The sequence below is a fragment of the Streptomyces sp. NPDC002144 genome (assembly GCF_053593695.1).
The window spans coordinates 125,910-149,884 of sequence record NZ_JBSFDB010000020.1 but is presented as its reverse complement, the minus strand read 5'-3'; the positions used below and the strand labels follow the sequence as shown (position 1 = coordinate 149,884).

General features: G+C 71.5%; 22 protein-coding genes and 1 tRNA gene. 9 read left to right on the top strand and 14 right to left on the bottom strand.

What is annotated here, in order from left to right; genetic code table 11:
• Window positions 1-39: 39 nt before the first annotated feature.
• The gene (locus ACWCQ1_RS28290) at window positions 40-807 is read left to right on the top strand and encodes a LuxR C-terminal-related transcriptional regulator (protein WP_133045890.1); all 768 of its coding nucleotides are present in this window, start codon (window positions 40-42) and stop codon (window positions 805-807) included.
• Here the strand turns inward: ACWCQ1_RS28290 and tamR are convergent.
• Window positions 766-1,263 (bottom strand): MarR family transcriptional regulator TamR, encoded by a 498-nt coding sequence (tamR, locus tag ACWCQ1_RS28285; RefSeq protein WP_208781221.1) that lies wholly within the window; start codon window positions 1,261-1,263, stop codon window positions 766-768. The two genes, ACWCQ1_RS28290 and tamR, sit on opposite strands and share 42 nt — an antisense overlap.
• An 89-nt stretch (window positions 1,264-1,352) precedes the next feature.
• Here tamR and ACWCQ1_RS28280 point away from each other — a divergent pair, with 89 nt between their 5' ends.
• The 3 genes from ACWCQ1_RS28280 to ACWCQ1_RS28270 are packed head-to-tail and all read left to right on the top strand — an operon-like array spanning window position 1,353 to window position 2,772.
• Complete coding sequence (locus ACWCQ1_RS28280; RefSeq protein WP_358592718.1) at window positions 1,353-2,165, top strand: trans-aconitate 2-methyltransferase; 813 nt, start codon at window positions 1,353-1,355, stop codon at window positions 2,163-2,165.
• Entirely contained in the window at window positions 2,165-2,545 is a 381-nt protein-coding gene (locus ACWCQ1_RS28275; RefSeq protein ID WP_358592721.1) for a VOC family protein, read from the top strand. Before ACWCQ1_RS28280 ends, ACWCQ1_RS28275 begins: the two co-directional genes overlap by 1 nt.
• Window positions 2,546-2,598: 53 nt before the next feature.
• Window positions 2,599-2,772, top strand: a complete 174-nt coding sequence (locus tag ACWCQ1_RS28270; protein WP_133045894.1) for a CsbD family protein — start codon at window positions 2,599-2,601, stop codon at window positions 2,770-2,772.
• 28 nt (window positions 2,773-2,800) lie between these two features.
• Here ACWCQ1_RS28270 and ACWCQ1_RS28265 read toward each other — a convergent pair whose 3' ends face one another.
• Both ACWCQ1_RS28265 and ACWCQ1_RS28260 read right to left on the bottom strand, forming a co-directional pair.
• Window positions 2,801-3,478 carry a TetR family transcriptional regulator gene (locus ACWCQ1_RS28265; protein ID WP_133045895.1) on the bottom strand — a complete coding sequence of 226 codons (678 nt, stop codon included), beginning with the start codon at window positions 3,476-3,478 and terminating at the stop codon, window positions 2,801-2,803.
• Complete coding sequence (locus ACWCQ1_RS28260) at window positions 3,475-4,482, bottom strand: acyl-CoA desaturase (protein ID WP_133045896.1); 1,008 nt, start codon at window positions 4,480-4,482, stop codon at window positions 3,475-3,477. The genes ACWCQ1_RS28265 and ACWCQ1_RS28260 overlap by 4 nt, the downstream gene beginning before the upstream one ends.
• Before the next feature lie 308 nt (window positions 4,483-4,790).
• On the opposite strand from ACWCQ1_RS28260, the gene ppc reads away from it, so the two are divergent.
• Complete coding sequence (ppc, locus tag ACWCQ1_RS28255; protein ID WP_451027644.1) at window positions 4,791-7,541, top strand: phosphoenolpyruvate carboxylase; 2,751 nt, start codon at window positions 4,791-4,793, stop codon at window positions 7,539-7,541.
• Between the two features lie 65 nt (window positions 7,542-7,606).
• On the opposite strand, the gene ACWCQ1_RS28250 is transcribed toward ppc, so the two are convergent.
• The 7 genes from ACWCQ1_RS28250 to ACWCQ1_RS28220 form a co-directional block, all read right to left on the bottom strand.
• Window positions 7,607-8,314: an LPXTG cell wall anchor domain-containing protein gene (locus ACWCQ1_RS28250; RefSeq protein WP_358592725.1), complete on the bottom strand. Its 708-nt coding sequence runs from the start codon at window positions 8,312-8,314 to the stop codon at window positions 7,607-7,609.
• Between the two features lie 136 nt (window positions 8,315-8,450).
• Window positions 8,451-8,951 (bottom strand): hypothetical protein, encoded by a 501-nt coding sequence (locus tag ACWCQ1_RS28245; RefSeq protein ID WP_451027643.1) that lies wholly within the window; start codon window positions 8,949-8,951, stop codon window positions 8,451-8,453.
• Window positions 8,952-9,083: 132 nt separating this feature from the next.
• Window positions 9,084-9,686: an aminoacyl-tRNA hydrolase gene (gene pth / locus ACWCQ1_RS28240; protein ID WP_133045900.1), complete on the bottom strand. Its 603-nt coding sequence runs from the start codon at window positions 9,684-9,686 to the stop codon at window positions 9,084-9,086.
• Window positions 9,687-9,755: 69 nt separating this feature from the next.
• Entirely contained in the window at window positions 9,756-10,349 is a 594-nt protein-coding gene (locus tag ACWCQ1_RS28235) for a 50S ribosomal protein L25/general stress protein Ctc (protein WP_133045901.1), read from the bottom strand.
• A gap of 221 nt (window positions 10,350-10,570) precedes the next feature.
• The gene (locus ACWCQ1_RS28230; RefSeq protein WP_133045902.1) at window positions 10,571-11,545 is read right to left on the bottom strand and encodes a ribose-phosphate diphosphokinase; all 975 of its coding nucleotides are present in this window, start codon (window positions 11,543-11,545) and stop codon (window positions 10,571-10,573) included.
• 87 nt (window positions 11,546-11,632) lie between these two features.
• Entirely contained in the window at window positions 11,633-13,081 is a 1,449-nt protein-coding gene (gene glmU / locus ACWCQ1_RS28225) for a bifunctional UDP-N-acetylglucosamine diphosphorylase/glucosamine-1-phosphate N-acetyltransferase GlmU (protein WP_133046018.1), read from the bottom strand.
• Window positions 13,082-13,199: 118 nt separating this feature from the next.
• Window positions 13,200-13,274 (bottom strand) — tRNA-Gln (locus ACWCQ1_RS28220).
• Between the two features lie 228 nt (window positions 13,275-13,502).
• Here ACWCQ1_RS28220 and ACWCQ1_RS28215 point away from each other — a divergent pair.
• Window positions 13,503-14,807, top strand: coding sequence for a sensor histidine kinase (locus tag ACWCQ1_RS28215; protein WP_358592731.1), 1,305 nt, complete (start codon window positions 13,503-13,505; stop codon window positions 14,805-14,807).
• Between the two features lie 12 nt (window positions 14,808-14,819).
• On the opposite strand, the gene ACWCQ1_RS28210 is transcribed toward ACWCQ1_RS28215, so the two are convergent.
• Window positions 14,820-15,314 carry an SUKH-3 domain-containing protein gene (locus ACWCQ1_RS28210; RefSeq protein ID WP_133046019.1) on the bottom strand — a complete coding sequence of 165 codons (495 nt, stop codon included), beginning with the start codon at window positions 15,312-15,314 and terminating at the stop codon, window positions 14,820-14,822.
• Between the two features lie 79 nt (window positions 15,315-15,393).
• The gene (locus ACWCQ1_RS28205) at window positions 15,394-15,942 is read right to left on the bottom strand and encodes a YwqJ-related putative deaminase (protein ID WP_133045904.1); all 549 of its coding nucleotides are present in this window, start codon (window positions 15,940-15,942) and stop codon (window positions 15,394-15,396) included.
• A 354-nt stretch (window positions 15,943-16,296) separates the two neighbouring features.
• Here ACWCQ1_RS28205 and ACWCQ1_RS28200 point away from each other — a divergent pair, with 354 nt between their 5' ends.
• The 3 genes from ACWCQ1_RS28200 to ACWCQ1_RS28190 all read left to right on the top strand — a co-directional run bounded on the left by ACWCQ1_RS28200 (window position 16,297) and on the right by ACWCQ1_RS28190 (window position 21,689).
• The gene (locus tag ACWCQ1_RS28200; RefSeq protein WP_358592915.1) at window positions 16,297-17,310 is read left to right on the top strand and encodes an SMI1/KNR4 family protein; all 1,014 of its coding nucleotides are present in this window, start codon (window positions 16,297-16,299) and stop codon (window positions 17,308-17,310) included.
• Between the two features lie 7 nt (window positions 17,311-17,317).
• Window positions 17,318-20,572, top strand: coding sequence for an SUKH-4 family immunity protein (locus ACWCQ1_RS28195; protein ID WP_451027642.1), 3,255 nt, complete (start codon window positions 17,318-17,320; stop codon window positions 20,570-20,572).
• 229 nt (window positions 20,573-20,801) lie between these two features.
• A complete protein-coding gene (locus tag ACWCQ1_RS28190; protein WP_358592735.1) occupies window positions 20,802-21,689 on the top strand; it encodes a coiled-coil domain-containing protein in 888 nt (295 codons plus the stop codon).
• Between the two features lie 88 nt (window positions 21,690-21,777).
• Here the strand turns inward: ACWCQ1_RS28190 and ACWCQ1_RS28185 are convergent, their stop codons facing one another.
• Both ACWCQ1_RS28185 and ACWCQ1_RS28180 read right to left on the bottom strand, forming a co-directional pair.
• Complete coding sequence (locus ACWCQ1_RS28185; protein ID WP_358592737.1) at window positions 21,778-23,391, bottom strand: sodium/solute symporter; 1,614 nt, start codon at window positions 23,389-23,391, stop codon at window positions 21,778-21,780.
• The gene (locus ACWCQ1_RS28180; protein WP_133045908.1) at window positions 23,388-23,855 is read right to left on the bottom strand and encodes a DUF485 domain-containing protein; all 468 of its coding nucleotides are present in this window, start codon (window positions 23,853-23,855) and stop codon (window positions 23,388-23,390) included. The genes ACWCQ1_RS28185 and ACWCQ1_RS28180 overlap by 4 nt, the downstream gene beginning before the upstream one ends.
• Window positions 23,856-23,975 lie beyond the last annotated feature (120 nt).

Sequence of the window (23,975 nt, the reverse complement as noted above, 5' to 3'; positions counted from 1 at the left end):
GGTCCCCTGCTCTTCAAGGAGCTTGGGGAAGGGGGTTTCGTGGTTCGCATCCGAGTCCTGGTCGTCGACGACCATCGCATCTTCGCCGAGTCGCTCGCCGCAGCCCTGGCGGCCGAGCCCGACGTCGACGTCTCCGCCGCCGGCAGCGGTCCCGCCGCGTTGCGCAGCCTGGAGCGCGCGGCCGCCGAGGGCCGCCGTTTCGACGTCCTGCTCGTCGACTCCGACCTGGGCGGCAACCTGCCCGGCGTACGGCCCGCCGTGCCCGTCCACGACAACGACGAGGACGGACTGGTCGACGGCATCTCGCTGGTCGCCGGGGTGCGCACCGCGCAGCCGGGCGTACGGATCGTCGTGCTCGCAGAGAAGGACGATCCGCGGCGCGCCGCGCTCGCCCTGCAGGCCGGTGCCTCCGGCTGGGTGGCCAAGGACTGCTCGCTGTCCAGGCTGCTCAACGTCATCCGGGGCGTCCTGCGCGACGAGACGCATCTGCCGCCCGCCCTGCTCACCGGTGTCCTCAGGGAGCTGACGGCCGCCCGCAAGCACCGCACCGAGAGCGAGCGGCTGGTGGAGTCCCTCACCCCGAGGGAGCGCGAGGTGCTGCGCTGCATGGTCGCGGGCCTGGGCCGCAAGGCGGTCGCCGAGCGGCTGTTCCTCTCCCCGCACACCGTCCGCACCCATATGCAGAACGTCCTGGGCAAGCTCGGCGTGCACAGCACCCTGGCCGCCGTCGCCCTCGCCCGCCGGGCCGGCGTCGGGCCCGTGGACCTAGCCGGGGATGTTGTCGAACGGGGCGGTCAGCTGGCGTAGCAGTCCCGCGAGTTCACCGCGCTGGGCGCGGGAGAGCTCGGCGAGGATCGCCCGCTCCTGGTCGAGCAGTCCGGCGAGGGCCTGGTCCGCGCGGTCCCGGCCCTCGTCCGTGAGGCGCACCAGCACTCCGCGCCGGTCGCTGGGGTCGGGCAGCCGCTCCACCAGGCCCTTCTTCGCGAGCCGGTCGATGCGGTTGGTCATGGTGCCCGAGGTGACCAGGGTCTGGGTCAGCAGCTGGCCGGGGGAGAGCTGGTAGGGGGCGCCCGCGCGCCGCAGCGCGGTCAGCACGTCGAACTCCCAGGGCTCCAGGGCGTGCTCGGCGAAGGCCAGCCGACGGGCCCGGTCCAGGTGCCGGGCCAGTCTGCTCACCCGGCTGAGCACCTCGAGCGGTTCCACGTCGAGGTCCGGGCGCTCCCGACGCCACGCCGCGACCAGCCGATCGACCTCGTCCTCCATGACGATCAGTGTAGTGGTTGTGTCGATGTGAAGTCTCTTGATGTGAAGTCTCTTGACATCAAGAGAATCTGCCGGGGAAGGTGGATGCCATGAGCACTCCCGCCTGGGATCCGGCCCAGTACCTCCGTCACGCCGGCCACCGCGCCCGCCCCTTCGTCGACCTCCTCGCCCGCGTCCCCGACCTGCCGAGCGCCGCGCCCGCCGTCGCCGACCTCGGCTGCGGCCCCGGCAACGTCACCGCCCTGCTCGCCGACCGCTGGCCCACCGCGCACATCACCGGTTACGACAACTCGCCCGACATGCTCGACCGCGCCCTCACCGAGCACGAGGGGCCCACGCCCGGCGGGGGGCGCCTGGACTTCTCGTACGCCGACGTCCGCACCTGGGCGCCCCCGCAGCCGTACGACCTGATCGTCAGCAACGCCACCCTGCAGTGGGTGCCCGGGCACGTCGAGCGGTTCGGTGACTGGATCGCGGGGCTCAGGCCCGGCGGCACCCTCGCCTTCCAGGTCCCCGGCAACTTCTCCGCACCCAGCCACCGGCTGATGCGCGAACTCGCCCAGTCCCCCCGCTTCAAGGACCGCCTCGCCGACGTCCTCCGCCACGACGACGCCGTCCTCGCCCCGCGGACCTACCTGGAGAAGCTGACCTCCCTCGGCTGCGAGGCCGACGTGTGGGAGACGACGTACGTCCATCTGCTGACCGGCGAGGACCCCGTCCTCGACTGGGTGAAGGGGACCGGGCTGCGGCCGGTGCTGACCGCCCTCGCCGACGACCCGGCCGCCCGGGACGCGTTCCTCGCCGAGTACCGGGCGGCCCTGCGTCAGGCGTATCCGGCGACCGCCCACGGCACGCCGTTCCCCTTCCGCCGTATCTTCGCCGTGGCCCGCAAGGGGGCCTGATGCTCGCCGCCGTCGACCATGTCCAGCTCGCCGCCCCGGCCGGCTGCGAGGACCTGCTGCGCGCCTACTACGCCGACGTCCTCGGCATGACCGAGATCCCCAAGCCGCCGGTGCTCGCGGCGCGGGGAGGATGCTGGTTCCGGGCCGGGGCCGTCCAGCTGCACCTCGGGATCGAGGCGGACTTCAGGCCGGCGAGGAAGGCGCATCCCGGGCTGCGGGTCACGGACATCGAGGCGTACGCCGCACGGCTCGAGGCGGGCGGGGCGCGGGTGGTGTGGGACGGCGAGCTGCCGGGACACCGGCGCTTCTACTCCGAGGACCCGGTGGGCAACCGGCTGGAGTTCCTTCAACCGCTGGAGGGGGTTTGCACCGCCCCGTGAGGGTTACCCGGTGTCGCGAGGAATGCAATCCCTCGTCACTGGGAGTGATTTACATGGCAGGCGAGCAGAAGGCCAAGGGCAAGACCGAACAGGCCAAGGGCAAGGTCAAGGAGACGATCGGCCGGGCCGTCGGCAACGAGAGCATGGAGGCCGAGGGCCGTCTGGAGCAGTCCAAGGGCGACGCCCGCCAGGCCAAGGAGAAGGCCAAGGACGCCTTCAAGCACTGACACGCACTGACACACGCGACAGGAGCGCTCAGCTCTTGCGGTGTCCTATGAGCCGCGGCTTCTGCTCCAGCCCGTCCAGCCCGTGCCACGCCAGGTTCACCAGGTGGGCCGCGACCTCCGCCTTCTTCGGACGGCGTACGTCCAGCCACCACTGACCGGTCAGCGCGACCATGCCGACCAGGGCCTGCGCGTACAGGGGGGCGAGCTTGGGGTCGAAGCCGCGGCTCTTGAACTCCCGGCCCAGGATGTCCTCGACCTGCGTGGCGATGTCCGAGATCAGGGACGCGAAGGTGCCGGTCGACTGGGGGATGGGGGAGTCACGGACCAGGATGCGGAAGCCGTCCGTGTACTCCTCGATGTAGTCGAGGAGCGCGAAGGCGGCCTGCTCGCACAGCTCACGCGGATGACCGGCCGTCAGCGAACTGGTGACCATGTCCAGCAGCCGCCGCATCTCGCGGTCCACCACCACCGCGTACAGGCCCTCCTTGCCGCCGAAGTGCTCGTACACCACCGGCTTGGACACCCCGGCCTTCGCCGCGATCTCCTCCACCGAGGTGCCCTCGAAGCCCTTCGCGGCGAAGAGAGTGCGGCCGATCTCCAGCAGCTGCTGACGGCGCTCGGCGCCGGTCATCCGAGTGCGCCGCGCACGCCGGGGTTTGTCGTTGCCTTCGGTGCTGCTGGAGTCGGTCGCCACGGCGTCAATCATGCCGCCTCGGCGGTCTCCTTCCGGCGCTCGGAGCCCTCTTCCCCGGTCTTCCGGCGCGAATCGATACGCGAGCGTGACGGCCAGCGCACGTCGTACGCCCAGCCGAACGCCTCGAACCAGCGGATGATCCGGGCCGAGGAGTCCACCTGCCAGCGCTCCACACCGTGCCGTGCCGAGGTCGGGTCGGCGTGGTGCAGGTTGTGCCAGGACTCACCGCAGGAGAGCACGGCCAGCCACCACACGTTGCCCGAGCGGTCCCGCGACTTGAAGGGCCGCTTGCCGACCGCGTGGCAGATCGAGTTGATCGACCAGGTCACGTGGTGCAGCAGAGCCACCCGGACGAGTGACCCCCAGAAGAAGCCGGTGAACGCGCCCCACCACGACATCGTCACCAGACCGCCGATCACGGCGGGCAGGGCCAGCGACAGGATCGTCCAGTAGATGAACTGCCGGGAGATCGTACGGATCGCCGGATCCTTGATCAGATCGGGCGCGTACTTGTCCTGCGGTGTCTGCTCCTCGTCGAACATCCACCCGATGTGCGCCCACCACAGCCCCTTCATCAGGGCCGGGAGCGTCTCGCCGAAACGCCACGGAGAGTGCGGGTCGCCCTCCGCGTCCGAGAACTTGTGATGCTTGCGGTGGTCCGCCACCCACCGCACGATCGGGCCCTCGACGGCCATCGAGCCGGCGATCGCCAGCGCGATCCGCAGCGGCCGCTTGGCCTTGAACGAGCCATGGGTGAAGTAGCGGTGGAAACCGATCGTGATGCCGTGGCAGCCCAGGTAGTAGAAGAAGACCATCAGCCCGAGGTCGAGCCAGCTCACGCCCCACCCCCAGGCCAGCGGAACCGCGGCTACGAGCGCCAGGAACGGGACGACGATGAAGAGCAGCAGAGCGATCTGCTCGACCGAGTGCTTCTTCTCGCCACCCAGGGTGGCCGAGGCGAGTGGGGTGTCGTTCGCCTTCGGGGCGTCGTCGATCACATCGGAACTTGTGGTCATGGGCGTCCCCTGTGGGGTTCGAGGGTTGAGACAGATACCGGACGGCTACCGCAACCGTGCCCGGGTACCGTTACAACGGTCCCTACGGTTCCGTAACCTACGGCATCGTAAGTATGGCAGTGCGCTGCCCGGCGGCAAGAGCCCGACAGTCTGCGCGTCCGCATGGACACCTATCCTTGGAGTCGGTCGGACAGCGCGGTCCGCTCTGATTCCTTCCCGGATGCATGGGCCGTATGCGGCGCCCGCCGCGCGGCCCCTGCGCCGGGTTCCCTCCCGGAAGAGCTTCAACACTGCAAGGAGCCGCACCTGTGAGCAGTGCCGACGACCTCAACCCGACGACCAGCAGCGAACTGCGTGCCGACATCCGCCGGCTGGGCGACCTCCTGGGCGAGACCCTCGTCCGCCAGGAGGGCCCCGAGCTGCTGGAACTCGTCGAGAAGGTACGCCGCCTCACCCGCGAGGACGGAGAGGCCGCCGCCGAGCTGCTGCGCGGTACCGAACTGGAGACCGCCGCCAAGCTCGTGCGCGCCTTCTCCACCTACTTCCACCTGGCCAACGTCACCGAACAGGTGCACCGCGGCCGCGAACTGCGCGCCCGGCGCGCCGCCGAGGGCGGACTGCTCGCCCGCACCGCCGACCGGCTCAAGGACGCCGACCCCGAGCACCTGCGCCAGACCGTCGCCAACCTCAACGTCCGCCCGGTCTTCACCGCCCACCCGACCGAGGCCGCGCGCCGGTCGGTCCTCAACAAGCTGCGGCGCATCGCCGCGCTCCTGGAGACCCCGGTCATCGAGTCGGACCGCCGCCGCTACGACATCCGGCTGGCCGAGAACATCGACCTCGTCTGGCAGACCGACGAACTGCGCGTCGTCCGCCCCGAGCCCGCCGACGAGGCCCGCAACGCCATCTACTACCTCGATGAACTGCACGCCGGCGCCGTCGGCGACGTCCTGGAGGACCTCAGCGCCGAACTGGAGCGCGTCGGCGTCAAGATCCCCGACGACACCCGCCCGCTGACCTTCGGCACCTGGATCGGCGGCGACCGCGACGGCAACCCCAACGTCACCCCCCAGGTCACCTGGGACGTCCTCATCCTCCAGCACGAGCACGGCATCAACGACGCCCTGGAGATGATCGACGAGCTCAGAGGCTTCCTCTCCAACTCCATCCGCTACACCGGCGCCACCGACGAACTGCTGCAGTCCCTCCAGGCCGACCTCGACCGCCTCCCCGAGATCAGCCCCCGCTACAAGCGCCTCAACGCCGAGGAGCCCTACCGCCTCAAGGCCACCTGCATCCGGCAGAAGCTGGAGAACACCAAGCAGCGCCTCGCCAAGGGCACCCCGCACGAGGAGGGCCGCGACTACCTCGGCACCTCCCAGCTGCTCGCCGACCTCACCCTCATCCAGACCTCGCTGCGCGAACACCGCGGCGGCCTCTTCGCCGACGGCCGCATGGACCGCACGATCCGCACACTGGCCGCGTTCGGACTGCAGCTGGCCACCATGGACGTCCGCGAGCACGCCGACGCCCACCACCACGCGCTCGGCCAGCTCTTCGACCGGCTCGGCGAGGAGTCCTGGCGCTACGCCGACATGCCCCGCGAGTACCGCGCGAAGCTCCTCGCCAAGGAACTGCGCTCCCGCCGCCCCCTCGCGCCCACCCCGGCGCCCGTCGACGAGGCCGGCGCCAAGACCCTCGGCGTGTTCGAGACCGTCAAGCGGGCCCTGGCCGTCTTCGGACCCGAGGTCATCGAGTCGTACATCATCTCCATGTGCCAGGGCGCCGACGACGTCTTCGCCGCCGCCGTCCTCGCCCGCGAGGCCGGCCTGATCGACCTGCACGCCGGCTGGGCGAAGATCGGCATCGTGCCGCTGCTGGAGACCACCGACGAACTCAAGGCCGCCGACACCATCCTGGAGGACATGCTCGCCGACCCGTCCTACCGGCGCCTGGTCGCGCTCAGGGGCGACGTCCAGGAGGTCATGCTCGGCTACTCCGACTCCTCCAAGTTCGGCGGCATCACCACCTCCCAGTGGGAGATCCACCGTGCCCAGCGCCGACTGCGCGACGTCGCCCACCGCTACGGCGTACGGCTCAGGCTCTTCCACGGCCGCGGCGGCACCGTCGGCCGCGGCGGCGGCCCCTCGCACGACGCGATCCTCGCCCAGCCCTGGGGCACCCTCGAGGGCGAGATCAAGGTGACCGAGCAGGGCGAGGTCATCTCCGACAAGTACCTCATCCCGTCCCTGGCCAGGGAGAACCTGGAACTGACGGTCGCGGCCACGCTGCAGGCCTCCGCCCTGCACACCGCACCCCGCCAGTCCGGCGAGGCCCTCGCCCGCTGGGACGCCGCCATGGACGTCATCTCCGACGCCGCCCACGCCGCCTACCGCGCGCTCGTCGAGGACCCCGACCTGCCGACGTACTTCCTCGCGTCGACGCCGGTGGACCAGCTCGCCGACCTGCACCTCGGCTCACGGCCCTCCCGCCGTCCCGGCTCCGGCGTCTCCCTCGACGGACTGCGCGCCATCCCCTGGGTCTTCGGCTGGACCCAGTCCCGGCAGATCGTCCCCGGCTGGTTCGGCGTCGGCTCCGGCCTGAAGGCGCTGCGCGAGGCCGGCCTCACGGCGACATTGGGAGGGGAGGGAGTGCTCGACGAGATGCACGAACAGTGGCACTTCTTCCGCAACTTCATCTCCAACGTCGAGATGACGCTCGCCAAGACCGACCTGCGGATCGCCGCCCACTACGTCGACACCCTCGTCCCCGACGAGCTCAAGCACGTCTTCGACACCATCAAGGCCGAGCACGAACTCACCGTCCGCGAGGTCCTGCGCATCACCGGCGAGAGCGAACTCCTCGACGCCACCCCGGTGCTGAAGCAGACCTTCGCCATCCGCGACGCCTACCTGGACCCCATCTCCTACCTCCAGGTGACCCTGCTCAAGCGCCAGCGCGACGCGGCCGCCGCGGGCCAGGACCCCGACCCGCTGCTCTCCCGCGCCCTGCTCCTCACGGTCAACGGCGTGGCGGCCGGTCTGCGCAACACCGGCTGACCTCCCGCGGACACGACGGTGCCCCCGAGTCGTCCACTCGGGGGCACCGTCTCTGTTGTGGTACGTCAGGCCCGGCGCCGCCGGACCACCAGGTAACCGCCGCCCGCCACCAGCGCCGCGGCGGCACCGGAGAGCAGACCGACCGGGACGCCGTTGCCGGTCTCGGCGAGGTCGCCCGAGTCACTGCCGCCCTGCGCGGACGGCGAGGAGGACGCGGAGACGGACCCGGCCTCGGAGGCGGACGGGCTCGGCGCGGCGGAAGCGCCGTCCGACGGGGACGCAGAGGCAGACGCGGAAGCCGAGGACGACGGGGTCGAGGTCGAGGTGGGGGTCGAGCCGCCCGCACCCTCGTCCTCGCAGTCCGTCCAGAACACCTTGTGCTTCGCGGCACCCTTCTCGCCGTCGAAGTTCCAGAACAGCTTGTAGTGGCCGTCGGGCAGCGACAGGTTCTCCGTACGGCCGTGACCCTGGGCGTCCAGGGTGATGTCGCCGGTCTTCACCGTCGCGCCCTTGGAGGCCGCGGTCGGGGCCCAGGCCTCGATGTGCCAGTCGACCTTCTGGACGCCGTCGAAGCCGAACGCGTCCAGGTAGAAGGTGCAGACGTGCGGCTCGTTGCGCTTGAGCTCCTCTCCGGTCCTGGCGTCGTGGATCTTCACGGTGCCGTTGTCGCCAGGGGCTGCGGCAACAGGGGTGGCGTGGGCGGCGACCGGGGCGGCGAACAGCGCGGCCGCTGCGACGGCACAGAGCGCGCCGGCGCGGGTGAGGGTACGCATGGGGCAAGTCCATCTTCGAGTTGCGGACGGGAAGATGTGGAGGGGGCGGCTCAGCATCCAGCCCCGACTGACCGAAGGTCAATCACGAACAGGCAACACTCAGGTCCTCCACAAATGCTGAGGGCGGCGAAGGACGTCAAACCGTCATGAACGCGGCCGTCAGCAGCGCGATCCCCGACACCGCCAGCAGCCACGCCGCCCGCGTCCGCCGCAGCCCGCCCGCCACGACCACCGACGCCAGCAACAGCGCCCCGCCCAGCGGGACCCACGCGTACAGAACCCCGCCCGGCCCCGAGCGCACCACCTCGTCGCTCCCTGGCAGCACGACGACCGCGTAGCTGTGGCCCTTCTTCACCGCGACCGACCTGTCGATGACCACATGCCGCCGGACCGGCGCCCCTTGCGCGGCCGGCGTGTACGGACCGGTGCAGGTGTCCTCACCGCACGTCGTCACCGCGACCGTGCCGTGCTCCCGCCCCTTGGTCAGCATCACGTACGGAGCGGTCCGCCACGACGCCCACACCCCGGCGATCAGGATCAGCACGGCGACCGTGCCCATCGCCGCCAGCCGCCCGAACCGCAGGGCGGTGACGGAGGCCTGACGGGTGGCGGTGGCTGGGGGCATGGCGGGGATCATTGGCCATGCTCCGACGATCAGTCAAACCCGTTGGGGGACATGTCAGGAGTTGTACGGTTCCGTGCCCAGGAGTCGCGCGCTCTGTGCCCAGGAGTTGCGCCGCTCCGTCCCAGGAGCCGCGCCGCTTCCTGCTCAGGAGTTGTACGAACTCTGGGCCCGCTCCAGCCCCTCCACCACCAGACACTCCACCGCGTCCGCCGCCCTGTCCACGAAGTAGTCCAGCTCCTTGCGCTCCGCCGAGGAGAAGTCCTTCAGCACGAAGTCCGCGACCTGCATCCGCCCCGGCGGCCGGCCGATCCCGAACCGCACCCGGTGATAGTCCGCACCGAACGCCTTCGTCATCGACTTCAGCCCGTTGTGCCCGTTGTCCCCGCCGCCCAGCTTCACCCGCAGGGTCCCGTAGTCGATGTCCAGTTCGTCGTGCACGGCCACGATGTTGGCAACCGGCACCTTGTAGAAGTCCTTCAGGGCGTTCACCGGCCCACCCGAGAGGTTCATGTACGACATCGGCTTGGCGAGGATCACCCGCCGGTTCGCCGGACCCACCGGACCGATCCGCCCCTCCACGACCTGCGCCTGAGCCTTCCCGGCCCGCTTGAACCTCCCCCCGATCCGCTCGGCCAGCAGATCGGCCACCATGAACCCCACGTTGTGCCGGTTCATGGCGTACTCGGGCCCGGGGTTCCCGAGGCCCACGATCAGCCAGGGGCCATTGGCGTCGGTCGTCACGTCCATGTCTCCTCGATACACGCCAGCCGCTGCCCCCCGAGGGAACAGCGGCTGACAGAAAAGTGAGCGTCAGGCTCAGGCCTCGGCGACGGCCTCGTCGCCCTCGGACTCCTCGCCCGCCGACTCCTCCGCCTGCGCGGCCAGGACCTGCAGCACGACCGCGTCCTCCTCGACGGCCAGCGTGGTGCCGTTGGGCAGCGTGATGTCCTTGGCGAGGATGGAGGCACCGGCCTCCAGGCCCTCGATCGAGACGCTGACGGACTCGGGGATGTGGGTGGCCTCGGCCTCGACCGGCAGCGCGTTCAGCACGTGCTCCAGCAGGTAGGCGCCCGGGGCCAGCTCGCCCTCGGTGTGGACCGGGACCTCGACCGTGACCTTCTCGCCGCGCTTGACCAGCAGCAGGTCGACGTGCTCCAGGAAGCCCTTGATCGCGTCGCGCTGCACGGCCTTCGGGATCGCCAGCTCGGTCCGGCCCTCGATGTCCAGCGAGATCAGGACGTTCGGCGTACGCAGCGCCAGCAGCAGGTCGTGGCCCGGAAGCGTCAGGTGCAGCGGGTCCACGCCGTGGCCGTACAGCACACCGGGAACCTTGCTGTCACGACGGATACGACGGGCGGCACCCTTGCCGAACTCGGTGCGCGTCTGGGCGACGAGCTTCACCTCGGACATGATCACTCCTCGTAGAGGTAGAAACGGACGGGGTCACCCGGCCACGAACGGCCTGCTACGAAGAGCGCGTCGATAACGGACAGCCGAACCCCGAAAAGAAACGGGAACGGCCTCCCTCGCCGAGCAACTGGGGCAGTCTACTCGGCGAGGGAGGCCGCAGAAAAATCGATCACTCCCGGGGGAGACGGGCCCGGAGGGAGACGGGACCGAGGAAGACGGGCCTACTGCTCGTCGAACAGGCTCGTCACCGAACCGTCCTCGAACACCTCACGCACCGCGCTCGCGATCGTCGGCGCGATCGACAGCACCGTGATCTTGTCCAGCTCCAGCTCGCTCGGCGTCGGCAGCGTGTTCGTGAACACGAACTCACTCACCTTGGAGTTCTTCAGCCGGTCCGCCGCCGGACCCGACAGCACCCCGTGCGTCGCCGTCACGATGACGTCCTCCGCGCCGTGCGCGAACAACGCGTCCGCCGCGGCGCAGATCGTCCCACCGGTGTCGATCATGTCGTCCACCAGCACACACACGCGGCCCTCCACCTCACCGACCACCTCGTGCACGGTGACCTGGTTCGCCACGTCCTTGTCCCGGCGCTTGTGCACGATCGCCAGCGGCGCGCCCAGCCGGTCGCACCAACGGTCCGCCACCCGCACCCGGCCGGCGTCCGGGGACACCACCGTCAGCTTGTCCCTCTCGACCTTCGCGCCCACGTAGTCCGCCAGCAGCGGAAGCGCGAAGAGATGGTCCACCGGACCGTCGAAGAAGCCCTGGATCTGGTCCGTGTGCAGATCGACCGTCAGAATCCGGTCCGCACCCGCCGTCTTCATCAGATCCGCGATCAGCCGCGCCGAGATCGGCTCACGGCCACGGTGCTTCTTGTCCTGCCGCGCATAGCCGTAGAACGGCACGATCACCGTGATCGACCGCGCCGAAGCCCGCTTCAACGCGTCGATCATGATCAACTGCTCCATGATCCACTTGTTGATCGGAGCCGTGTGGCTCTGGATCAGGAAGCAGTCCGCACCACGTGCCGACTCCTGGTAACGGACGTAGATCTCGCCATTGGCGAAGTCGAAGGCCTTCGTCGGGACGACCCCGACACCCAGCTGCTGGGCGACCTCCTCGGCAAGCTCGGGGTGGGCGCGGCCGGAGAAGAACATCATCTTCTTCTCGCCGGTCGTCTTGATCCCGGTCACAGCACTGTCTCCTCAGAGGTGTCTCAGCAGGTGGGGTGCGGATGTGCACTTATCACGGTACGCCGTGTCTGACCCGACCGTTTCCGGTCAGCCTTCGCCTTCCTCCCGGCGAGCGGCCGCCTCCGCCGCCCTCGCCGCCGCGCTCCCCGGACGCTTGCGCGCCACCCAGCCCTCGATATTCCGCTGCTGACCACGGGCCACGGCCAGCGAACCGGGCGGAACGTCCTTGGTGATCACGGACCCGGCAGCGGTGTACGCACCGTCCCCGACCGTGACAGGAGCCACAAACATATTGTCGGAGCCGGTACGGCAGTGCGACCCCACCGTGGTGTGGTGCTTCTCCTGTCCGTCGTAGTTGACGAACACGCTGGCGGCACCGATGTTCGTGTACTCACCGATCGTCGCGTCCCCCACGTACGACAGATGCGGGATCTTCGTCCCCTCACCGATCGAGGAGTTCTTCGTCTCCACGTACGTACCGATCTTGCCCTTCGCACCGAGACGCGTGCCCGGACGCAGATAGGCGTACGGACCCACCTTCGCCTCCGGCCCCACCTCCGCGCTGTCGGCCACCGCGTTGTCGACCCGGGCACCGGCGCCGACCCTCGTGTCCGTCAGCCGGCAGTTGGGCCCGACCTCCGCGCCCTCGCCGATGTGCGTGGAGCCGTGCAGCTGCGTACCCGGACGCACGACGGCGTCCCGCTCGAACGTCACCGTGACGTCCACCCAGGTCGTCGCCGGGTCGATCACCGTGACCCCGTCCAGCATCGCCCGCGTCAGCAGACGGTCGTTGAGGATCCGCCGCGCCTCGCTCAGCTGCACCCGGTTGTTGATCCCGGCGATCTCCCGGTGGTCGCCGGCCACCGAGGCCCCGACCCGGTGCCCCGCCTCACGCAGGATCCCGAGCACGTCCGTCAGGTACTCCTCACCCTGGCTGTTGTCCGTCCGCACCTTCTTCAGCGCCTCGGCGAGCAGCTGCCCGTCGAAGGCGAACACCCCGGAGTTGATCTCCCGGATGCCACGCTGGACGTCCGTGGCGTCCTTGTGCTCGACGATCCCGGTGACGGCGCCGGTGGCCTCGTCCCGGATGATCCGCCCGTAGCCGGTGGCGTCCGGGACCTCGGCGGTCAGCACGGTGACGGCGTTGCCGTCGGAGGCATGGGTGGCGGCCAGCCGCGTCAGCGTCTCGCCGGTCAGCAGCGGGGTGTCACCGCACACGACGACGACGGTCCCCTCGACCGCCCCGCCGAGCCCCTCCAGGGCGATCCGTACGGCGTGCCCGGTGCCGTTCTGCTCCTCCTGCACGGCGGTGCGGGCGGCCGGATCGGTCTCGGCGAGGTGCGCCACGACCTTCTCCCTCGCGTGCCCGACCACGACGACCAGGTTCTCGGGTTCCAACTCGCGGGCGGCGGCGAGGACATGGCCCACCAGGCTGCGGCCACAGATCTCGTGCAGGACCTTCGGTGTGGCCGACTTCATACGGGTGCCCTCACCCGCTGCGAGAACGACGACGGCTGCCGGGCGAATGGCGCTCACGGGGTTGCCCTTCGGCTTCTGGAATGGTGGGGACATCCGCAGGATACCGGGGCGTTTCATGGGGGACATGAGAGCGGGTCCTGACCGTGCGTTCAGCGGTCAGGACCCGAACCGGGCTTGGCTCCCCCGCCAGGACTCGAACCCGGACATATGGCACCAAAAGCCACAGTGCTGCCAATTACACCACAGGGGAACAAACCTCACCGAACGGACATTCAGTCAGTCCGTCGGGCGGCGCCTCCTACTATGCCGTACCAGGCACCTTCCATGCGACGGTACAGGTCGGCACTCCGCAGTACTCCTCCGAGGGATCCCGGCGCTCCGGCTTCGGCAGGTCTGGCTGATCGTTCATGGAGTGTGGTGTAGGCCAGTCATGGAAACTCGACGGAAAACCGGCCACGAACGACCGTAGGCTGGAGGCATGACCACGACGGGGGAAGACCATGCCACGGTCCGGGGAGGGCCGTGGTGGTGGACCAGGTGGCGCAGTGCCGCGTTGGATGCCGGGCTGGCTGTCGCGTCCGCGGTGGAGTGCGCGTTCGAAGGGATCCGGTTCGCGCGGGACGCGGGGATCCCGCCGGCCGCGGGGATCGTGTTCGGCGTGCTGGCCGGTTCCGCGTTGCTCGTGCGCCGGCAGTGGCCGATAGCCGTCGTCCTTGTCTCGATCGCCATCACGCCCGCCCAGATGGGCTATCTGATGGGCGTCGTCGGCCTGTACACGCTCGCCGCGTCGGAGTTGCCTCGCCGCATCATCGCCTCGCTGGCCGGCATGTCGCTGGTGGGCATGCTGATCGTGATGTTCGTGCGGGTGCGGCAGGACATGGCGCACGGCGGTCTGGACCTGGGTGACTGGTTCGTGCCGTTCGCGTCGATCACGACGGCGATCGGGATGACCGCGCCGCCGCTGCTGCTGGGGCTGTATGTCGGGGCCCGGCGCCGGCTGATGGAGAGTCTGCGGGAGCGGGCGGACAGCCTGGAGCGCGAGTTGCAGCTGCTGGCGGAGCGGGCCGAGGAGCGTGCGGAGTGGGCGCGTGGCGAGGAGCGGACGCGGATCGCGCGGGAGATGCACGACGTGGTCGCGCACCGGGTGAGTCTGATGGTGGTGCACGCGGCGGCGCTTCAGGCCGTGGCCCGCAAGGACCCGGAGAAGGCCGTGAAGAACGCCGCGCTGGTGGGGGACATGGGGCGGCAGGCGCTGACCGAGTTGCGGGAGATGCTCGGGGTGCTCAGGAGCGGGGAGGGTTCGCGGCGGGCCCAGCAGCCGGTTCCGCTGGCCGCTGTCGGGATGGCTGCCGCGGTGGCCGCGTCGAGGGTGGTCGACGAGGGCGACGGGCCGTGGCTGTCGGAGCTGGAGGAGCTGGTCGGGCAGTCGGCGGCGGCCGGGATGGTGGTGGCTCTGTCGGTCGAGGGGGATGTGCGCTCGTACGCGGCGGAGATCGAGCAGACGGCGTACCGCGTGGTGCAGGAGGCGTTGACGAACGTCCACAAGCACGCGGCGGGTGCGAAGACGTATGTGCGGGTGGCGCACCGGGTGTCGGAGATCGCGATGCAGGTGGAGAACGAGCCGCCGCCGGAGCTCGCGTCGGCGTCGTCGGCGCGGTTGCCCTCCGGGGGGAACGGGCTGGTGGGGATGAAGGAGCGGGTCACCGGGCTGGGCGGTGTGTTCGTCTCGGGGCCGACGGACGCGGGGGGTTTCCGGGTGTCGGCGGTGATTCCGGCGGCGTAGACCCCGCGTCGGTCAGCCCGCGGTGAGCCGTACGGGTTCGATGCCCGCGACGAGGGCGGCGAGGGCCGAGTCGATGTCCGGGCCGAGGTACCAGTCGCCGGTGTGGTCGAGGGCGTAGACGCGGCCTTCGGTGTCGATGGCGAGGAGGGCGGCGGAGTCGGTCTCGGCGCCGAGGGGGCTGACCTCGCGGTCGAGGGCGCGGCCGAGGTCGGCGAGGGTGCGGGCCATGTGGAGGCCGTGCAGGGGGTCGAGGTGGATCGCGGTGGGGGCGATCTGGCGGCCGGGGCCGGTGGGGGTGATGTGCAGGCCGCCGAACTCGGCCCAGGCCTCGACGGCGGCGGGGAAGACGGCGTGCCGGTGGCCGGCGGGCGAGGTGTGTTCGCGCAGGGCGTCGGCCCAGATCTCGGCCTGCTTTATGTCCCAGCGTCCGGGTTGCCAGCCGGCGGCGCGCAGGGCGGCGTCGACGGGTACGGGGAAGCGCGTGCTGGAGGTGCGGTCGGGGTGCATCTGCCCTTCGATCGTCGAGTTCGCCGGCGTCACCGGCCGGCCCTGGGGGCCGTGTTGTCGTACGGGTTGGTCGGGGGATTCAGTCGCCTGCCGCTGCCGGGTCGACGACGCGGACGCCGAAGTGGGCGCTGAGCGCGGTGCAGGCTCGGCAGGGTGCCGCGAAGCTGCCGTGCAGGGGGTCGCCGTCCTCGCGGATGCGGCGGGTGGTGAGTTTGGCCTGCTTGAGGGCTTTGCGCGCTTCGCCGTTGGTCATGGGCTTGCGGGCGGCGCGCTTGCTGCGGGCGGCGTCCGCGGCTGCTATGTGGCGGGAGATGAGGATGGTCTCGGCGCAGCGGCCGGTGAAGCGGTCGCGCTGGGCGCTGGTGAGGGTGTCGAGGAAGTCCTGCACGAGGGGGTGCAGGGGCGGCGGCTGGTCGCCGCGGGCTGCGGTGCCGGTGAGGGTGGCGCCGCGGACGGAGAGGGCGGCGGCGACGGTGGGGAGTATGCCGTCGCGGCGGTGCAGGAGGGCGGGGGCGGAGGCGTTGGTGGTGGCGCTCCAGCCGATGCGGGGGTCGCCGGACAGGCCGCGGTGCGGCGTGGTGGACGTACCCGTGTGTGGTCCCGTCTGCGTCGCGTTCATGATCGTCATCCCCTCCGTGCATCCCCCCGGAGGAGACAGACTGCCAAACTCCGTTGCTGGTGCGGTAGCTGGGGCGGTGCGACACGCCCGGGTTTGGGCGGTCCGTGAGGGCGGGGTGACGGCTGGTCACGGAAGCGGAGGGCGGCTGACCGGGGCCCGGTGACCGGTGCGGTCGTACCGCATAGGCTGTCGGCACCGCTTTCGTGCGGGTGGCGCTTGCCGGCATGCGTGAGGGCGTGTGGTGGCGGGCGCGGTGTGGTCACGACGTGAGTCGGGACGGACGAGACAGTCGATACGGGGCGTGGTGGGCGGCGGGTGCCGGCCGCCGCGGTTCGTACCAGAGTGCCGCAGGGGGCAACCGCCATGACGACAGGTCGGCTCGGGCTGGGGGCGCCGCCCAGCCGCCAGGCTGGGGGACAAGCCGTGCCGCCGAACGCGGCCTATGCCGGGCAGGTCGTGCATTTCCCGGACCCGGTCCGCGCGGCCCGTCACCCGAGAGGGGTACGGGTCGACGAGCGCGGTTACCCCGATTTCTCTCCCTACGCGCGTGCGGCCGCGGAGATCGCGGAGGCGCCGGAGGGTTTCGGGGTCGACGAGCTGCGGCTGACGGACTACGTGTCGGCGAACGCGGCGCTGGCGGCCTCGGGTCATGACCTGTGGGACACGGTGGTGCCGGTGGCGACGCCGCACGGCTGGACGTGGCATCACGTGGCGGGCAGCCGGCGGCTGGAGCTGATCCCGGTCGAGGTGAAGGCGCTGCTGCGGCACCACGGGGGGATCGCGACGTCGGAGGTGGACCAGGACAAGCGGGGCACGCGGCCGTTGCAGGAGACGCGTCCCGCGCATTTCGGGCTGCCGAAGTCGGGGGTGGCGGTGACGGAGGCGCAGGTGCAGGGGGTCGAGGAGGACCTCGGGTACCGGTTGCCGGGTGCGTACCGTTCGTTCCTGAAGGCGGCGGGCGGCTGCGCGCCGGTGGGCACCGCGCTCGACGCGGGGCTCGGTCTGCTGATCGACCAGCCGTTCTTCACGGTGCGCGACGAGGCGGCGGTCAATGACCTCGTGTACGTCAACAAGTGCCTGCGCGACCATCTGACCAAGGACTATCTGGGCGTCGGGTTCGTGCAGGGCGGGTTGCTCGCGGTGAAGGTGAAGGGCGAGCGCATCGGTTCTGTGTGGTTCTGCGCGTACGACGACGTGCGGGACGTCGATCCGTCGTGGTCGCCCGCGGAGCGGGTGGAGCGTCTGCTGCTGCCGTGCGGTGAGGACTTCGACGTGTTCCTGTCCCGACTGGCGGGATCCCCGCCGGAGTTGGAAACGGTGGCGAATCTGATGGTGGACGGCGGTTTCGCGCGGTCCGTTCCCGTGGTGGGGGAGTGAGCCGGCGATGGTGACGTTCGCGCAGGCGCAGGAGCGCGCCGAGGAGTGGATCAACGGTGACGTGCCGTCGTACCAGCACCGCGAGGTGCGGGTACGGGAGTTCGAGCTCGGTTTCGTGGTGTGGGCGGAGGACCGTGCGGAGGGTCCGCGGTCGGACGGCGGTGCGCAGCGGCTGGTGATCGCCCGGGACAGCGGTGAGGCCACGCTGTGGCCCTCGCTGCCGGTGGGTGAGGTCATCCGCCGCTACGAGGAGGAGTACGGCCGCCCGGACCCCGCGGACGAACCGGCGCCGTCGGCCGCCTCCTCCGCCCGCGTCGACCTGAACCAGACGTCGTTCCTGCTCAGCCCTCCGGAGTGGCTGCAGGAGGCGGCGGACAAGCTGGGGATCGGGGAGCGGCGGGGTGAGGGGGCGGCTGCGGCTGCGGCTCCGGGTGGTGCCGGTGCCGGTGGGGATGGGCGTGGGGTTGGCTCGTCTGGTTCTGGTACGTCGGGGGGCGGGGCGCTTCCCGAGACGCAGCCGGGGGTGCCTGTCGGGGCTTCCGGGGACTTGAACTCGCCCGGCGCTCGGGTCGGTTCGGGGGCGCCCGGAGGTGCCGGTGCGCCGAACGTGCCCGCCGGGGCGACTCCTTGGGCCGGGACCGACACCAACGCGGATGCGGGCGAGGACCGTTCCGTGCCGTTGCCGGCGACCGTCTTCGCGCCGCCGCTGAGCGACATCGAGGACGCGCCTCCGTCGGCGCCGTCGACCCTGCCCGACGCCGAGACGGCACTGATCGCGGGCGGCAGCCAGATTCCGCCCACGGCGGTGGCGCCGGCGCTGGACGACCGGGGGGCGCCGGGCGCGGGAAGTGTGCCCGGGGCGCCCGCGGGACAGAGTGCGCCGGGCGTGTCCGGAGTGCCGGGGGCGCCCGGTACGCATGGAGCGCCGGGCGGGCCAGGTCGTGCGCCGGTGGCGCCCGCGGGTGCTGGTGCGCCGGGTACGCCGCCGCCTCCGCTCGGGCCGGGTGGATCGGCGTACGGCTACCCGCAGGGGGCGGGTGGTGCGGGGGCGCCGGGTGCGTCTTCGCCGGGAGCGCCCGCGCCGGGTGCCATGCCTCCGCCTCCGCCGGGTGCGTCGTCGTATGGGTATCCGCAGGGACCGGGCGGTGCGGGAGTGCCTGGCACGCCTCCGGGGGCTTCGGCTCCGGGTTCCGTGCCTCCCCCTCCGCCGGGTGCGTCCTCCTACGGGTATCCGCAGGGCTCTGGTGGAGCGCCCGGTATGCCGCAGCCTCCCGGTGCACCGGGGCTTGCGCCGAACGCCGGGGACATCGCCGACGCCGCGACCAGCAAGGCCGCGCCTCCGTCGCGTCGGGGGCCGACTCCGCCGCCCCCGCCGAGCGCCCCGGGGGCACCGGGGGCGCGGGCGGGCAACGCATCTCCGCCGCCGCCGGGGCCCGGTGCGGGCGGGTACGTGCCCACGCAACTCGTCTCAGCACTCGGTCCTGACGGCCCTGAGGGGGCTACCGGACCGCAGACCCCGGGCGCACCGCATCCGCCCGGCGCGCCGAACCCGCCGGGCGCCCCCCAACCGCCCGGTGCGCCGAACTCGCCCGGCGGTACTCCGCCGGGCGGCGCCCACCACGCCGCCACGGTGCTCGCCGACCCGGGTCGGATGGGCCCGGGCGGGGGCGCGCCGCAATCGCCGGGCGCCCCGGGTGTTCCGGGCGCCCCAGGCTTCCCGGGCACACCCAGCGCGCAGGCGTTTCCGGCCGCCCCGGGCACGCCGAACGCGCCCGGCGCGTCAGGAGTCCCGAGCGCCCCGGGTATGCCGAGCGCGCTCGGCGCGCCTCAGCCTTCGGGCGCCCCGGGCGTACCCGCCGCGCCCGGCGCATTCCAACCGCCAGGCGCCCCGGGCATGCCGAGTGAGCCGGGCGCTCCTCAACCTCCTGGCGCCCCCGCCGCCCCCGCCGCCCCCGGCGCGCACGGTTCTGCAGGGGGCGCGCCCGGGGCCGTTCACCACGCCGAGACCGTGTTGGCCGCGCCGCCGGTCGGTGGTCCCGGCGCTCCTCCGGTGGGTGGTCCCGGTGCTCCGCCGGTCGGTGGTCCCGGTGCACCGCGCGTTGGTGGTCCCGGTGTGCCTCCACCGCCGCAACCCCCTGGCGCGCTCGGTACTCCGGGCGCCCCCGGTGTGGCTCCCGGGGCTCCCTTGGGCCCGGGAGCGCCTCAGCCGCCCATGCCGCCGGGGCCCGGTGGGATGCCGGTGCTGGGGCAGCCGTCGGGGTACGGGTATCCGCAGCAGCCCGCCGGGCAGCCGACGGTCGGTCCCGGGTATCAGGCCGTTCTTCGGTACCGGGCGCAGGACGGCTCCGAGCAGCAGGTGATCCGGCGGTCCGCGCCGGGGACGCCGCACCCGGAGTGGCAGATCTTCCACGAGCTGCGCGGGATGAACGTGCCGCCGGACCAGGTGCTGGAACTGCACACGGAGTTGGAGTCCTGCGAGCTGCCGGGTGCGTACTGCGCGCGGATGATCCGGGAGCAGTGGCCGCAGGCGCGGATCACCAGCATCGCGCCCTACGGCGCCGATCACGCGAGCCGGCAGCAGGGCATGCGGCAACTGCTCGCGCATCAGGGGGAGTTGCACCAGGTGGCGGACGGGCCGGCGCGCCCCGCGCCGGTGCGCGCGCCGTTGCCGCCGGTGCAGGCGGCGCCGCCGGTTCCGCCGGAGGCCGTGGCGCAGGAGCTCGCGGCGGCGTTCGGGCCGGGCATTTTCCGGTTCGAGCAGGCCGCGGTCTCCCGGCAGGGCGTGCCGCCGATCGTGGCGCAGTCGCTGGTGACGGCGGGACTTCCGCTGGACATGGGCCCGTTCTTCTGGGCGCAGGCCCAGCCGGGCCGGCCGGTGCCGACGCTCGCCGAACTGGCGCAGGAGCGCGGTGTGCAGCCGGCGCCGGACGCGGCCTCCTACCTCGTGATGGGCAGCGACTTCGGCAAGGCGCTGTGCGTGCAGTACGGCACGGCGAACATCGTGGCCGTCCCCGTGGAGGCCGGGCCCGGCGGTGCTCCGGTGCCGCCGCAGTTCGTGAACACGGGGCTGCCCGAGTTCCAGCGCTGCCTGGCGCTGCTCGGCCGGATGTGGCGGCTGCGGTTCGGTCTCAACCAGGAGCAGGCGGGCCGCTGGACCGTCGACTTCCAGGCCCAGCTGGCCTCCCTCGACCCGGCGGCGCTCGGGTCGCCGGAGAGCTGGTGGTCGGTGCTGCTCGAGCAGATGTGGGACGGCTTGCTGTGACGCCGACGTCCCCCTGACGCAAGAGACCCCTCAGGGGGGCAAGGGACCCCTCGGGGAGCAAGGGACCCCTCGGGCCGGGCCCGGTCACTGTGACCGGGCCCGGCCCTTTTGTGTGCGTTCTGACCGCGACCCCTGTGCGGAGTGTCGGGTTATGAACACTTACGTCCGATACATCAAGATGTGCGCGAAATCATCATTTCGCGTCCGTTCGGCGGAGAGGGGTTCCAGGATGAGCAGCGCATCGGTCTCGGCCCACGGCTTCGGGGCCGTACGGGGGCGCGGTTACCGTCCCGACCAGGTCGACGCGTACACCGCCGCCCTCTCCGGTGACCGGGACGCCGCGTGGGAGCGGGCCGCCCGGCTCACCGTGCTCGCCAGGGAGATGGAGGAGGAGGCGCAGGACCTGCGGGAGACCGTGGCGCACCTCTCGCCGCAGACGTACGAGACGCTCGGCGAGGGCGCGCGGCGGCTGTTCCAGTTCGTGGAGGAGGAGGCCGCCGCCGTGCGGGAGCGCGCGCGGCAGGAAGCGCAGCGCCTCGTGGAGACGGCGCAGGCGCGCGCGGACGGCGTGCGCGACGCGGCACAGGCGCGCGCCGACGCCGTACGCGCCGAGGCCGAGGAACGCGCCCGGCAGCGGTTGCTCGTGGCGCAGGCCGAGGCCGACGAGATCCGGATCTCCGCCCGGCGCGCGGTGAAGGAGGGACGGGGTGAGGCCTTGGCGGTGCTTCGGGAAGCGCGCGAGCGCACCTCCGGGATGCTCGCCGATCAGGCCGAGGAGTTCGCCGAGCGGTTGGCCGAGCTGGAGCGGGCCGAGGCCGAACGGGTGGCCGCGGTCGATGCCCGGGAGGCCGAACGGGTGGCGCGGGCGGAAGAAGCGCTGGCCGAGGCGGAACGGGAGTTCCGTGAGGCCGAGGAGGCCGCGATGCGGTGTCAGGAGGAGGCGCGGGTACGGGCCGCGGAGATCCTCGCGGAGGCGCGGGCCGGTGAGGAGCAGATCACCCGGGACACCGAACGGCTGCTGCGCGAGCACGCGGAGCGGTGGGAGGACGTGCAGGCGCAGATGGACTACGTACGCAGCAGCCTCACGGCGTTGACGGGTTCCGCGTCGGGGGAGTGACGCGCGCGGGACCGGCGCCGGGTGTCGTATGAGGGCGCCCGGCACGCACCGCGCGCCACTTCGCCCCCGCTCCTCCGCACCGCCCTTCTCACCCGCCCCTGCGCACCGCCCCCGCCAGAATCCACCCCTCCACCGCCTCGTACTGATGCCGCTGTTCCTCCGACGCCCGCCGTCCCGAGAGCACCGTGCCCAGCCAGCCGAACAGGAAGCCCAGGGGGATCGTCACCAGGCCCGTCGTGGTGAACGGGAACCAGTTGAAGTCGGCGTCGGGGAAGGCGGCCACGGGGGAGCCCGAGACCAGGTTGGTGCCCGGCATCAGGAGCAGGACGGCCAGGCTGCCGCCGATCAGGGTGCACAGCAGGCCGGCCCGGGTGTAGCGGCGCCAGAAGAGGCTGTAGACCAGGGCGGGCGCGATGGCGGAGGCACCCAGACAGAAGGAGAGGGTCACCAGGGGCTGCAGGCTGTGGTGCTGGACCAGCGTGGCCAGCAGGATCGCGGGAACGCCGACCGCGAGGGCGGAGACCCGGGCGAGCCCCATCTCGCGGCGGGCCGACATCTCCTGTACCCGGGCGGCGAAGACGTCGTGGGCGAGGGAGTTGGCGCAGGCGAGGATCATGCCGGCGACGGAGGCGAGCAGGGTGAGGAAGATCGCCGTCGTGATCGTCGTGAAGAGGAAGGTCTCCGCGGTGGACACCTCGGGGCCGAACGCCGCGCGGGAGCCCAGCAGATAGGCCGTGTTGCCGCGCGGGTCGGCCTGGGCGATGACCGCCCGCCCGATCAGCGCCGTCGCGCCGAAGCCGACGACCGTCATGATGAGGACGAAGAGGACCACCATCGACACCGCCCAGGACATCGAGCGGCGCACCTGCCGGGCGCTGGAGGCGGTGTACATGCGCATCGTGACGTGTGGCAGGCAGGCGCCGCCGATGACGACCGTCAGTTCCGAACTGATCATGTCCAGGCGGGGGTTGGGGCTGCCGGCGAACTCCACGCCCGAGCGGAGGAAGGCGGTGCCGACCCCGCTCTGCGATGCGGCCGCGTGGAACAGGGCCCCGGGGTCCCAGTCGAAGCGCCGCAGGATCAGTACGGCCGCGACCGCGCCCGACCCGAGCAGCATCACGATCTTCAGGATCTGGATCAGGGCGGTGCCCTTCATCCCGCCGATGGCGGCGTAGCTGATCATCAGGGCGCCCAGGCCGATGATGCATCCGGTCTTCAGGGAGTCGCCGGAGAAGCCGAGGATGAAGGCCAGCAGCTGTCCCGTGCCGGCGAGCTGGACCAGCATCAGCGGCAGCAGCGCGGCGATGGTCACCGCGCACGCCGTGATGCGCACCGCGCGCCCCGGCATCCGTCGCGCCAGCGCGTCGCCCATGGTGAACCGGCCCGCGTTGCGCAGGGGTTCGGCCAGCAGGAACATCAGCAGCATCAGCGACAGGGCGGTGCTGAGGGCGAGCACGATGCCGTCGTAACCGCACAGGGCGATGACCCCGCCGGTGCCGAGGACGCTCGCGGCGGAGATGTAGTCGCCGGCGATGGCGAGGCCGTTGCGCATGGGCGAGAGGGAGCCGTAGCCGGTGTAGAACTCGTCGAGGTCGTCGCGGTCGGGGCCGGTCATCACGCACAGCAGCAGGGTGATGGTGGCGATCGCGGAGAAGGCGACGAGGGACATGGCCTGGGCGTTGCCGCTGAAGCCGTCGGTCATCGGGCCGCCTCCCGCTTGGCGTCCACCGCGGACTGCTTGCGGATGCGGTCGGCGATCGGGTCGACGTAACGGCGCGCGGTGTGCTCGTACAGCGCGATGGCCAGCCAGGTGACGGGGATCTGGATCAGCGCGAGCAGCAGTCCGGTCGGCAGCCCGTCGGTGACGTCGCCGGCCATGACCGACGGCGCGAAGGCGGACAGGACGAGGAACAGGGTGAAGTAGCCGAGCGCGGTCAGGGCTGCGGTACGGCGCTGCCAGCGGTAGGCGCTGCGCAGGATCCGGAGGTCGCTGTGGTGCCCGAGCGGGGGATGCGGCGGGCGGCGCCGGGGCGGCTCGGGCGGGTCCGCGATGGGCGGCTGCCAGGGGTACGTGGCCTCGTAGGCCGGCGACGAGTCGTACTGCCGGTACTGCTGGGGTTGTTGTGCGGGTCGGTACGGGTACGACGGGGACGGGTCGTAGGACATCCCGGTACTCCTTGCGTGGCTCGGGTCCGGTGCGGACCGCAAGGGAGGTGGGGGGCGGCGGAGTCCCGCACGTTACTCGACGGTTCGGATACGCACAGCCCTTTCGACAAACTGGCTGGT